This is a genomic window from Streptococcus sp. STR1/CE/0325, from assembly GCF_055386095.1.
Window position 1 is genome coordinate 565,028 of record NZ_AP045018.1, and the last position, 12,933, is coordinate 577,960.

The following is a 12,933-nucleotide window of genomic DNA, read 5'->3' on the forward strand; positions in this document are numbered from 1 at the left end:
AATACATGGGGGGGGGGGTAACCCCTCTCGATTTAACGAGCAAGAATATCACTTTACAGAATATCGAGACCATCGGTCAACTTTTTCCTGAAGTTCTGACGGAAAGCCTAGATGATCAGGGCAATTTGCGACCTGCTATAAACTTTGACAAGCTAAAAGACCTGCTCTCTCACGACATCTCAGAAGGGCGTGAGACCTATGAGTTTCTCTGGGTGGGTAAACGAGGTGCCATGGTAGAAGCCGCTCGTCCCTCGACCCAGACCCTAAGACCAGTTCTTGAGGAAAGTGTTGATTTTGACACCAGTGAGAACCTCTTTATCACTGGCGATAATCTGGAAGTGCTCAAACTCCTGCAGGAGTCCTATCTGGGCAAGGTCGATATGATTTATATCGACCCGCCCTACAATACCGGAAAAGACTTTGTTTATAAGGATAGATTTCAAAAGACAGATGAAGAGCTCGCTGAGGATATGGATCTCCTTGATGAAGAAGGTATGCAAAAAGTAGGGCTGAGTAAAAATGAGAAAAGCTCCGCCCGCTATCACTCCGACTGGCTCAATATGATCTATCCGCGTCTGCGCCTCGCAAGAAATCTCCTCAAAGACAGTGGGGTCATCTTTATCTCCATCGACGACAACGAACAAGCCCACCTTAAACAAGTCTGCGATGAAATCTTTGGGGAAGAGAATTTTGTGGCTAGTTTAGCTATTGAAAATAATCCCAAAGGGAGAAAGAATGGGAAATTTGTTTCTATAAATCATGAAATTTTACATATTTATTCTAAAAATCTTGATTTAGTACAACCGTTTCAAAATATTGTAAAAAAAGATAATTTAGATGAAGATGAATTTGGATTTTATTCGAATGGTAAGAGAGTATTAGTTGGAGAAAGTACAAACTCAGTAGCAGCAGGAGGAGATAAAGACTATTCGGTATATGTTAAGGGTGATAGTTTAATACTACGGACAGAACCCCTTAATGAAAAAGATAATGAATTAATTTGTCAAGGGTATAAACTTTATAAATCAGTTAAAAATGGACGACTTTTAGAAAATACCTATACAAAGACAAAATTTAGGGAGTTATTTGATAGCCACTCTTTATTGTTTAAGGATAACAGTATTTATGAGAAAGATAGAAATGTTTATAAGCAACAAAAGAGCTTGATAAAGTCAACAGATGAGTGGGACTTAAAGACAGAAACAGCTTCATTTAAATATGGAAGTTTTGATTCTAAAAAACTGTTCTCTATGCCTAAAAATCCAGAGTATATTAAAATGTTGTTGAAAATGTATGGTAAAAAAGATATGCTTATATTAGACTTCTTCGCAGGCTCTGCCACTACAGCTGATGCAGTTATGCAGCTCAACGCTGAAGATGGGGGTAGTCGCAAGTATATTCTCTGCACCCTTGATGAGAAAGTAACAGACAAGTCTGCAGCAAAAGAGGCAGGCTATGAGACCATTGACCAAATTTCACGAGAGCGGATTCGCCGTGCAGCCGCTAAGCTAAGAGCAGAAAAGCCAGAGGAAACCAAGGACCTCGACCTTGGCTTTAAGGCCTTTCGCCTTGATAGCTCCAACTTTAAAAACCTTGCTAAAAATCCTGCTGACTTTAGCAAAGGTGACCTCTTTGAGAGTATCTCCAACATCAAGGACGATCGCACCGACCTCGACCTCTTGCTTGAAATCATGCTCAAGTGGGGGCTGGATCTCTCTGAAACCATTGAAAAACGCACCATTCAAGGCGTGACCGTCTATGACGTCTCAGCAGGAGGACTGCTTGCCTGCTTTAGTGACCATGTCCCAGATGAAGTCCTAAGAAGCATGGCAAAAGAAAAACCCCTCAGAGCGATCTTTAAAGACAGCACCTTTGAAACCAGCACTCAAAAAATCAATCTGGAAGAAATCTTCAACGACATCACCCCAGAAACGAAAGTAAAGGTGGTGTAGGGCTGGATTTAAGCGATGTAAGAGAATTTGGTGCTTTTGTGAATCAAAACGATCAACTAAAAAAACTCTTTTATAATTATTTTTATAAAAAATTGCTTTTAGATAAATTAGATAAATATGTTTGTATAGCAGTTGAAAGGAACAAAAATGAACACTCAAAACATGTATAAAAATACAAGTGGGGGGGGGGAGCTAGTAGAAAACCTCGACCTAACGAGTAAGAATATCACTTTACAGAATATTGAGGCTATCGGTCAACTTTTTCCTGAAGTTCTGACGGAAAGCCTAGATGATCAGGGCAATTTGCGACCTGCTATAAACTTTGACAAGCTAAAAGACCTGCTCTCTCACGACATCTCAGAAGGGCGTGAGACCTATGAGTTTCTCTGGGTGGGTAAGCGAGGTGCCATGGCAGAAACCGCTCGTCCCTCGACCCAGACCCTAAGACCAGTTCTTGAGGAAAGTGTTGATTTTGACACCAGTGAGAACCTCTTTATCACTGGCGATAATCTGGAAGTGCTCAAACTCCTGCAGGAGTCCTATCTGGGCAAGGTCGATATGATTTATATCGATCCGCCCTACAATACTGGAAAAGACTTTGTTTACTCAGACAAATTTGAAATACCAACTGAAGAGCTCTCTGAGGATATGGACCTCCTCGATGAGGAGGGCATGCAAAAAGTAGGGCTGAGTAAAAATGAGAAAAGCTCCGCCCGCTACCACTCCGACTGGCTCAATATGATCTATCCGCGTCTGCGCCTCGCAAGAAATCTCCTCAAAGACAGTGGGGTCATCTTTATCTCCATCGACGACAACGAACAAGCTCACCTCAAACAAGTCTGCGATGAAATCTTTGGGGAGGGGAATTTTGTGGCGAATATCTCATGGAGAAGATTTAATTCACAAGCTAATGTAGGAAAATTTTCTACAGTTAAAGATTCTATACTTTTTTATAAAAAATCTCCAACTTCTTACATTGGCAGAATTCCTTTGTCAGATACAGCTAAAAAAGAATACCAATATAGAGATGACAATGGAGTTTACGCACGACGTCCATGTATTGACAGTGTTCGGGGAAGATATGAATTTGATGTTATTACACAAAATGGAACAAAACTTACTAAAAATTGGATGTTATCTGAGAAGGAATTTTGGCAATTAGATTCACAAAATTTGATACATTGGCCTAAAAATGGTGGAAATCCAATGAGAAAAATTTATTTAAAAGATGCACTAAAAGCTGGACAAATTCCTAATGATTTCTGGGGTTCGGAGTATGGAAATAATAAAAATTCTACAGAAGAAATAAAGAAACTATTTTCAGGAGAACGTCTATTTGATTTTCCAAAACCAACCAAATTATTAAAGAATATTCTCAGTATTGGCTCTTCTGAGGACTCCCTCATCCTCGACTTCTTCGCAGGCTCTGCCACAACGGCAGACGCGGTCATGCAGCTCAACGCTGAAGATGGGGGAAACCGCAGGTATATCCTTTGTACCCTTGATGAGAAAGTAACAGACAAGTCTGCAGCAAAAGAGGCAGGCTATGAGACCATTGACCAGATTGCGCGTGAGCGGATTCGCCGTGCAGCCGCTAAGCTAAGAGCAGAAAAGCCGGAGGAAACCAAGGACCTTGACCTTGGCTTTAAGGCTTTTCGCCTTGATAGCTCCAACTTTAAAAACGTTGCTAAAAATCCTGCTGACTTTAGCAAAGGTGACCTCTTTGAGAGTATCTCCAACATCAAGGACGAACGCACCGACCTCGACCTCTTGCTTGAAATCATGCTCAAGTGGGGGCTGGATCTCTCTGAAACCATTGAAAAACGCACCATTCAAGGCGTGACCGTCTATGACGTAGCAGCAGGAGGACTGCTTGCCTGCTTTAGTGACCATGTCCCAGATGAAGTCCTAAGAAGCATGGCAAAAGAAAAACCTCTCAGAGCGATCTTTAAAGACAGCACCTTTGAAACCAGCACCCAAAAAATCAATCTAGAAGAAATCTTCAACGACATCTCCCCAGAAACAAAAGTAAAGGTGGTGTAGGATGGATAAAATTATATCAGTGATGGTGACTATTGTAGTAGCGTGGTTAGGGTATTTTTATGGAAAAAGACAGACTCTATTTACGAAAAAGATAGACTTGTATAGTGAGGTTATAGTTTATTTATCTCATTTACAAATTCCAGTTGAGCAATACCTAGAAATTATAGACAAGGAAATTGATGACACTCAAGAGTTAATAAAAAAGAATATGGAAGAAATTAGTAATTCAGATAATGAAAAGTTAAATGATAAAAGACTAGATATAGTTAATAAACTATATAATGTTCTTGGTGAGCTGGAAGGGACTTATAATGATTTACTCAATTGTCAGGATACACAGATATACTTTTTTGATAATAAAGCGTATATGAAATTTAAACAATTACTCAATAGTATTTATTTTTTATCACAAAAAAATATGGATGTGTTTGACAAGCTGAAAGAAATAGATAAGGTCATACAGATGGGAATGTCACAGAAAAATCAAATTATAGCTAACAGTGGTTTAACGAAAAAAATTGATGATGTGCTTTCTTCTATGAAACAAGAACTGGATGGCGGATTTTGTTATCACATAAAAAGATACAGACACAAATGTGAAAGATATAGATGCAAATGTAAAGGAGACTCCCAATGAAACTGCAATTTAAACACCAAGGCTTTCAGCTAGAGGCAGTTGCCAGTGTGGTGGATCTTTTTGAGGGGCAGCCTAAGCGAGATGCGCTGCGTTATCTCCTTGATACAGGACGAAGTGCCTATAATGATGAGTCTGACCTCATCATGGACGCTTATCGCAATAACCCTATTGAAGTGGAGGAAAGCTCTATCTTGGAGCGAGTGCAGGCGCATCAGATACAGTATGGCATCCGTCCGTCAAAAAAACTTGCGACGAGTCGTGTAGATGGGCGCTTGTCCTACAATTTTTCCATCGAGATGGAGACAGGGACGGGAAAGACCTACACCTATATCCGCACGCTCATGGAGTTAAACAAACGCTATGGCTGGAGTAAGTTTATCATTGTCGTGCCCAGTGTTGCCATTCGTGAGGGGGTGCTCAAGTCTTTTCAGATGATGGCGGATCATTTTAAGGAAGAGTACGGCAAGCAACCGCGCTACTTTGTCTACGACTCTAGCCGATTAGGAGACTTGGAGACCTTTGCCACGACTTCGGATATTCGGGTCATGATTATCAATTCCCAAGCCTTTAATGCTAGGGGAAAAGATGCGAGACGTATCCATATGGAGCAGGAAAGTTTTCGTTTTAGAAAGCCTATTGATGTCATCGCTAGTATGAATCCCATCCTCATCATCGATGAACCCCAGTCGGTAGAAGGCAAAAAGACCAAGGACAGTTTGACGAAGTTTAAACCTCTCTTTACCCTTCGCTATTCGGCGACCCACAAGGAAGCCTATGATATGGTCTATCGCCTAGATGCTTTAGATGCCTATCAGCAACGGTTGGTCAAAAAGATTGCTGTCAAGGCGATTGAACAAAAAGGCAGGACTGGAACTGACGGTTATCTCTATCTGCAAGAGTTGGTGCTACAAAAAACGGGGAAACCTAAGGCGAGGATTGAGTTTGAATACCGCAGTCAAACGGGGATTAGGCGCAAAACCAAGCTGGTGGAAGAGGGTTTTGACCTTTATGCTGAGTCTGGTGAACTGCCAGCTTATAGGGGCTGGACGCTCAGTCATTTTGACGCGAGAGATGGTGCCAATACCATTCAGATTGGTCCTGAGCGAAAATTGGCGGTTGGGCAAGTGATTGGGGAAAGCAATGAGGAGGATTTGCGCAAGCTCCAAATTCGTGAGACCATCAAGACCCACCTCAAAAAAGAAGAGAGCTTGTTCTTGCGTGGGATCAAGGTCTTGTCCCTCTTTTTCATCGATGAAGTGGCTAAGTATAAGCGCTATGACGAAGCAGGTCAGGCGCTAAATGGTGAGTACGCCGAGATTTTTGAGAGGGAATACGACACACAAGTGGCGGCTTATCTCAAGCAGCACCCAGATGGGAAGTATGCCGACTATCTTCGTGGTAATCTTGAGGCAAACCGTGTGCATGCGGGGTATTTCTCCGTGGATAAAAATAAAAAGACCAACACCATGCAGCTGGTCAACTCTAAGGTCAAAGGAAAAGAAGGCAACTCAAATGACAAGGATGCCTATGACCTCATCATGAGGGACAAGGAGCGTTTGCTTAGTTTTGATGAGTCGGTGCGCTTTCTCTTCTCCCATTCTGCGCTCAAAGAGGGTTGGGATAACCCCAATGTCTTTCAGATTTGTACGCTTCGCCACTCCGGCTCTGACATTGCCAAGCGCCAGTCTATCGGTCGTGGCATGCGGCTAGCTGTTGACCAAAAAGGAATCAGACAGGACAAGGAACTCTTGGGGGAGGAAGTGCATGCCATTAACCACTTGACCGTCATTGCCAATGAAAGCTATGAGAGCTTCACTAAGAGCCTACAAAGTGAGATGAAAGAGGTCTTGAAAGGTCGTCCTCATCAGGTGGATAAGACCTTCTTTAGGCATATTATCTTGACAAATGAGGCAGGAGACAAGATAGAAAGCACTGAGGATTTGGCAACCCAAATCTACAATAGCCTGATTCGTGAGGGGTATGTGTCAGTTGAGGGACAGTTGACCGCGGCTTTCTATCAAGCGGTGGAAAAAGATCAGCTGGTCTTACCAGAAGAAGTGAGCGCCTTTGGGTCGCAAATCGTCGAACAGTTGGTCAGAGGCAAACCTTATCCTATCGAAAATGCCAATCAATCCCTTGTCTTTTCAGATGAAATCAATCAAAAAAATCTTCACAAGCGGGAATTTTTAGCCCTGTGGGAAAGGATAAACAAAAAGACTTCTTACCGAGTTTCGTTTGATGAGGAAGAGCTGATTCAAAAGTGTATCGAGGCGATTGACCAAGAACTCTCTGTGTCGCAACTGCGCTATCAAGTGAGAGAAGGTCAGCTCGAACGCATTGAAAAAGAAAGTTTGGATTTTAAAGAAGGCAAAAATAGCATCAAGGATAGTTACATCAAACCAAGCGATGTGCAGATTTCCTATGATTTACTAGGGCAGATAGCTGATAAGACCCAGCTGACTAGAAAAGCGGTGGCTCATATTTTATATGGGATTCGCTCGGAAAAATTTGACTTGTTTAAGTGCAATCCAGAGGAATTTATCTCAAATGTGTCCAAACTGATTCAGCAGGAAATGGCTAGTCGAATCGTGGAGGGGATTTCTTATGATGTTCTTGAGCGGAGCTATGACCACACCATTTTTACAGATAATCCAGCGACTGCCCAGCGAGATGATCCGTTTGTACTGGATTCTGAAAAAGATATTTACCATTATACCAAGGTGGATTCAAAGACGGAGAAAGACTTTCATGAGGCCTTAGAAACTCACGAGGATGTCGTGGTGTATAGCAAGTTACCGAGCGGTTTTTACATTTCAACGCCGCTAGGGAAATACAATCCCGACTGGGCGATCGCTTTTAAAGAGGGGGACATCAAGCATGTGTACTTTGTCGCAGAGACGAAAGGGAGCATGAATAGTTTGGATCTAAAAGCAAAAGAAAAAGCCAAGATCACTTGTGCCAAGGCACATTTTAAGGCGCTAGGAGAGGCAGGTCATCTTGATAAGGCAGCCGTCTATGATGTGGTTGAGAGCTATGAGAGCTTGCTTCAGCTCTTGAAGTAGGATAAAGGGAGGAAAGGAGAAATCAGATGGCGCAGGAAGACTTAGTAGATAGACTAGAGACCATCCAAGATTTGTACGCAGCCTTTTTACAGGCGTGGGAGGAGGATCGTCATATCGCGTGTTTTCGCTTAGCCAATGAGCTATTAAAGGCTATTGGGCAAGTAAAATTAAGTGTGGCTAAAGGAAGAAGTGACGCTAGCTTTGACTTGGACCTTGAGCCAGTACTGGAGTTAGAGGAGGCAGTGATAGAACTTCTTGCCACGCCCTTTTTCATCCGGTTTGACACGCAAGAAGACATCACGCCTATGCTAGTCTATCTGGCACCTGAGTTGCGAGAAGATTATGAAGAGGTTTATCGCTGGCACCTAGATACGCAAGAGCCGGTCGCGATGCTCTATCAAGGCGAGGCCTTAAAAGGCAAGGACGAGATGGAGGCACCGTATTATGATCTCTTGGAAGATTACCTTGCCCGAAAACGTGGCGGAAGCAGTGAGGCTTCTCTAAGGTCGCTTAGAAAAGAAATGAGCGCTTATGCCAGGCTCTTGACCCGTCGTCAGTCATGGTCAAAGGTGGATTTGGATAAGGTTTTGGGGTCTGAGCGTCTCGAGGAGGTCATCTTAGGACTGGCTCCAGAACTGGCGGATAATCATGCCACTATCCAAGACTTAGATCAGCGTCTGCGTCAAACCATCATGAAATTGGCTGGGAATAGGACGCAAGAATACCTCGCCCAGCAAGACATCCAGATGGCTCGCTATCAGGATTTGCTCCTAGTTTATCTCAAAATCAAGCAGTCGCCTAACCATTACCATCAAGCGCAGGAGCGCTTAGACAAGTCTAAAATGGCGATGGAAGAACAAAAAGACAGCCTGCTGTCAAGGCTAAGGGATCTAAATGAGCGTGATCTTGATGCTTTTGAAATCACCTACTGTCAACACCAACAGGAGACATAAATGACTAAAGCAGTTGAGGATAGCCTCAACTGCTTTAGTATGAGCGGATATTGGTTTGACCGTAGAGGAAATGAGCCGACAGAGGTAAAAAAAGGAGACCAAGCCCTAGAGCAAGGCTAGGAGAGAGCAGGTAGATTTGCCCAGCTAGGAGCGGTCCTAAAATTCGTGCGAGGGCTTGAAGGCTTTGCATGCGACCTTGTAATTGCCCTTGGTCTTGGGGGCTGACTTCCTTAGACAAGAGGCTATTAAGGCTAGGTCCTAGGAGGGAATCACCAAAGCCAAAGATGAGTATGGCAAGGATAAAGACAAGGGGATGAAGGAGAAAAACAGATAAGCTCAGTAGAGCATAAGCCAAGAATTGACTAGCTAGTCCTAGTTGAGAAATCTGATGGTCTGACCAGTAGCGGCTGAGTCTTGGCATCAGCAGGACTTGGCAGAGGATATCCATCAGACCGATAATGGCATAACTCGCCCCCGTAGCTGTGGGTGAAAAGTTTAAGGCTTGGTAGGCGACTTGGGGAAAGATAGCTTGCAAGGCACCGCTAGGTAACCAGAGGAAAAAAGCACCAAGGAGGAGTCTATTCAAAAAAGATTTCTGAAAGACTTGACTCACTTGCATCAAGGGATTGAGTGCTGTTAGACTTAGGGGCTGTTTTTTTGTGAGACTTTCAGGCATGACCAGATAGCCGTATATCAAGTTTAGAGCACTGATGCCAGCTCCGAAATAAAGGGGCAGACTGGTCTGAAAGCTAGCTAAAAAACCACCCAAGAGCGGACCAATCGTGGTTGCCGATCCAACGGTTGCCCCCAGCCAGCCAAAATAACGAAGTCTGTCTTTGGGAGTGGTCTTGTCAGAAAAATACGCAAAGAGAGTGGCAATCTCTCCTCCAGTCAAGCCCTCAAGGAGCCGTCCCAAAATCAAAGCCCAAAGACTAGGAAAAGCTCCCATGAGGAGATAACCAAGAGCAGAGCCTGAAAGACTAAGTAAGAGAATCGGTCGCCTCCCTAGATGGTCACTCAGCCGACCCAAGACAGGTGCACTCAAAAATACAGCGAGAGCATAGAGGCTACTAATCGCAGTCAGATAGAGGGATTGCTCCTTAGTGGAGGATACTAGCCTTTCTAAGAGGATAGGAAGGACAGGACCAACAATGGTCAATCCTAAGCCTGTGAGAAAACTACTGATCAAACCAAAAGTGAGCTGATGTTTGGTCATTGAAAAGTTCCTTTCTTAATTGTTTCTACGGAAACAATATTACTCCATTTTTGTTTCCTTGTCAACAAAAAGATAGACAAAAAGAAAACCATCTGGACTTATTGGTCTTTCAGATGGTTGAGGTGATGGCGATAACGCCCGATAAAACGAAAGAAAATCTCAAATTCTTGAGCGCTCATGTGTTCAAAGACAGCTGCATCACGTTTGAGCCATTCAGCATGGAGGTGCTGATGTTGCTCAAAAATAGCCTGACCTTCAGGGGTGAGTTGGAAATAGATTTCTTTTTTATTGTTGGCATGCTGGTACTGACTTAACAACCCTTGAGTCATGAGTTTTTTGGTGAGCTTGCTGATGCTGCCTCTGGTCATATAGGTCGCTCGAGAGAGTTTGGTGACATTGGGCTGGGGCAAGCGAGCTACCAGCTCGATGACTTGGAGTTCATTGAGGCTGTGGTGGGCGATATTTTTTTCTAGCTGGGGTTTATTGATGGCGGTAAGTTCGTTGAGCAGATTAGTCAGCCCTTCCATGAGCTGGGCTTGTTGTTTTAAGGTATCTTGTTCTGTTGTCATGGCTTTATTATAATGAAATTCAAACTTTTTGGCAATTTTTTCTCTTCATAGGAGAAGGACAAAGACCTCTGAAATAGGCACACCCTTTATTTTATGATATAATGAAGCTTAGTGAGATGAAGGAAGCAACAGTATGAACATACAACAATTACGCTATGCGCTAGCCATTGCCCAGAGCGGAACTTTCAGAGAAGCGGCGAGTACGCTTTTTGTCAGCCAACCCAGTCTTTCGGTGGCGATTAAGGATTTGGAAAACGAGCTAGGGTTTAAACTCTTTACTAGATCTGCGACAGGAGCGGTCTTGACCAAGCGAGGAGAAGGCTTTTTGGATAAGGCTAAGGATTTGGTCACGCATTTTGATGGTTTTGAAAACCAGTATTCTCAATTAACAGGTAGTACCAAGGATTTTTCTATTGCCAGCCACCACTATGATTTTTTGCCGATTTTGATTACCCAATTTTCAGCGAAATATCCAGAGTACACTCGCTTTCGATTGGTCGAGTCAACCACGATGCAGATTTTAGATGAGGTCAGTGCTGGTCATAGCGAGGTGGGGATTTTGTATCTCAATGATGGCAATCGTCATCAGATTTTGAGGCGTTTGGACGAAGAAGGGCTAGAGTACAGCCCCTTGGTGGAGTTTAAGACCCATATCTATGTGCGAAAAAATCACCCCCTAGTGCAAAAAGAAAAGCTAACCATCGAGGATGTGAGAGCTCTACCTGCGGTGCGTTTCACTCAAGATAAGGAGGATTACCCTTATTATTTTGAGCATTTGGTGGATCGTAGCAATAGTTCTGTGATTTACGACGTGACGGATCGCGCTACTTTAAATGGCATCTTGGAGCGCACAGATAGTTATGCGACGGGTTCTGGCTTTTTAAAGGAGCCAAACTGTCAGATTATCAGCCTTCCGCTAGAAGGACAACCGCTCAATCAACTCATTGCCATCAAACGTTCTGAGTTGGAACTTTCCCCTTGTGGCGTGCGTTTTGTGGCGGAATTACAGGCTTATTTTGAAACAGGAGGAAAAGTATGAGAAAATGGGGACTTGTCCTGACACCCCTCATCTTGATTTTACTAGATCAAGCCAGCAAGTGGTGGGTGGTAGCCCACATCCCACTAGAAGAGGTGCGCCCTTTTTGGTCTGGTGTCTTTAGCCTGACTTACCTGCGCAATTACGGGGCGGCTTTTTCCATCCTGCAAAACCAGCAGTGGCTCTTTGCCCTCATTACCTTGGTGGTCATTGGAGGAGCGATATTTTATGTCATTAAGCATTACCAGTCCTCCTTGTGGCTACTAGCCAGTTTGGTTCTCATCATTGCAGGTGGTTTGGGCAATTTCATTGATCGGCTACGTCTTGGCTATGTGGTTGATATGGTGCATTTGGATTTTATGGATTTTGCGATTTTTAATGTAGCAGATAGCTACCTCTCTATTGGAGTGGTGCTCTTGCTCATCGCTTTATGGAAGGAGGAAACTAGTGGAAGTCATCGTTAAAGAAGGTGGCGCTCGTTTAGATAAGGCAGTAGCGGATTTGACACCTTTATCCCGCACGCAGGCAAACGACATGATTAAACAAGGGGAGATTTTCGTCAATCAAACCCTCAAAAAAGCCAAGTATGTGGTGCAAGAAGGAGATGTCATCTCCTATGAGGAGAGAAAAGAAGAGGTCTTAGACTACCAAGCTGAGGCTATCCCTCTTGATATCCTCTACGAAGACGAAGATCTCGCCATCATTAACAAACCTCAAGGCATGGTGGTCCATCCTTCGGCAGGTCACACCTCAGGGACCTTGGTCAATGCCCTGCTCTATCATATCAAGGATCTCTCCACCATCAATGGGGTGGTCAGACCAGGCATTGTCCACCGTATCGACAAGGACACGTCTGGGCTTCTCATGATTGCCAAAAACGATCACGCCCATCAAGCCCTAGCAGCGGAGCTAAAGGACAAAAAGTCTCTGCGTCAATACGTAGCTCTCGTTCACGGGAATCTCCCTAGAGAGCGTGGGATCATCGAGGCACCTATCGGACGAAGTGAAAAAGACCGAAAAAAACAAGCCGTGACATCTAAGGGTAAGCCTGCTGTGACCCATTTTCAAGTCTTGGAGCGTTTTGGAGATTATAGCCTAGTTGAGTTGACCCTTGAGACAGGTCGTACGCATCAAATTCGGGTTCACATGGCTTATATCGGTCATCCTGTGGCAGGTGATCCCCTCTATGGTCCACGAAAAACCTTAAAAGGAGAGGGGCAGTTCCTCCATGCCAAACGCTTGGGACTCACTCATCCAAGAACAGGAGAAGAGATGGTCTTTGAAGCAGACGTCCCAAGGGTTTTTCAAGAAAACCTGAAAAAATTAAGAAAAATCGATTAAAGCACTTGCCAGATATGGGTGAACGTGTTAGAATATAAAACAATAGAAAATCCTTTAAATCCTGTCCCGTGAGGCAGGCAAGGAATCGCAAGAAAGAAGGGCATACTAGGTTTCTAGTATCCTA

Annotated in this window: 10 protein-coding genes; 8 read left to right on the forward strand and 2 right to left on the reverse strand. The window is 43.8% G+C overall.

Annotated features, from left to right (window positions below):
- Positions 1-5 precede the first annotated feature (5 nt).
- The 5 genes from ACZ49W_RS02790 (at position 6) to ACZ49W_RS02810 (ending at position 8,647) form a co-directional block, all read left to right on the forward strand.
- Positions 6-1,952, forward strand: a complete 1,947-nt coding sequence (locus ACZ49W_RS02790) for a site-specific DNA-methyltransferase (protein ID WP_464813818.1) — start codon at positions 6-8, stop codon at positions 1,950-1,952.
- A 147-nt stretch (positions 1,953-2,099) separates the two neighbouring features.
- Positions 2,100-3,995 carry a site-specific DNA-methyltransferase gene (locus ACZ49W_RS02795; protein WP_464813819.1) on the forward strand — a complete coding sequence of 632 codons (1,896 nt, stop codon included), beginning with the start codon at positions 2,100-2,102 and terminating at the stop codon, positions 3,993-3,995.
- Position 3,996: 1 nt separating this feature from the next.
- Positions 3,997-4,632, forward strand: coding sequence for a hypothetical protein (locus ACZ49W_RS02800; protein WP_464813820.1), 636 nt, complete (start codon positions 3,997-3,999; stop codon positions 4,630-4,632).
- A complete protein-coding gene (locus ACZ49W_RS02805; RefSeq protein ID WP_464813821.1) occupies positions 4,629-7,694 on the forward strand; it encodes a type III restriction-modification system endonuclease in 3,066 nt (1,021 codons plus the stop codon). Before ACZ49W_RS02800 ends, ACZ49W_RS02805 begins: the two co-directional genes overlap by 4 nt.
- Positions 7,695-7,720: 26 nt before the next feature.
- The gene (locus ACZ49W_RS02810; protein ID WP_464813822.1) at positions 7,721-8,647 is read left to right on the forward strand and encodes a hypothetical protein; all 927 of its coding nucleotides are present in this window, start codon (positions 7,721-7,723) and stop codon (positions 8,645-8,647) included.
- Between the two features lie 34 nt (positions 8,648-8,681).
- Here the strand turns inward: ACZ49W_RS02810 and ACZ49W_RS02815 are convergent, their stop codons facing one another.
- On the reverse strand, positions 8,682-9,863 hold the full coding sequence (locus tag ACZ49W_RS02815; RefSeq protein WP_464813823.1) for an MFS transporter: 1,182 nt from the start codon (positions 9,861-9,863) through the stop codon (positions 8,682-8,684).
- Between the two features lie 98 nt (positions 9,864-9,961).
- Positions 9,962-10,432 carry a MarR family winged helix-turn-helix transcriptional regulator gene (locus ACZ49W_RS02820; RefSeq protein ID WP_464813824.1) on the reverse strand — a complete coding sequence of 157 codons (471 nt, stop codon included), beginning with the start codon at positions 10,430-10,432 and terminating at the stop codon, positions 9,962-9,964.
- A gap of 133 nt (positions 10,433-10,565) precedes the next feature.
- Here ACZ49W_RS02820 and ACZ49W_RS02825 point away from each other — a divergent pair, with 133 nt between their 5' ends.
- The 3 genes from ACZ49W_RS02825 to ACZ49W_RS02835 are packed head-to-tail and all read left to right on the forward strand — an operon-like array spanning position 10,566 to position 12,809.
- Complete coding sequence (locus ACZ49W_RS02825) at positions 10,566-11,471, forward strand: LysR family transcriptional regulator (protein ID WP_464813825.1); 906 nt, start codon at positions 10,566-10,568, stop codon at positions 11,469-11,471.
- Positions 11,468-11,932 carry a signal peptidase II gene (gene lspA, locus ACZ49W_RS02830; protein WP_464813826.1) on the forward strand — a complete coding sequence of 155 codons (465 nt, stop codon included), beginning with the start codon at positions 11,468-11,470 and terminating at the stop codon, positions 11,930-11,932. Before ACZ49W_RS02825 ends, lspA begins: the two co-directional genes overlap by 4 nt.
- Complete coding sequence (locus ACZ49W_RS02835) at positions 11,916-12,809, forward strand: RluA family pseudouridine synthase (RefSeq protein WP_464813827.1); 894 nt, start codon at positions 11,916-11,918, stop codon at positions 12,807-12,809. Before lspA ends, ACZ49W_RS02835 begins: the two co-directional genes overlap by 17 nt.
- Positions 12,810-12,933 lie beyond the last annotated feature (124 nt).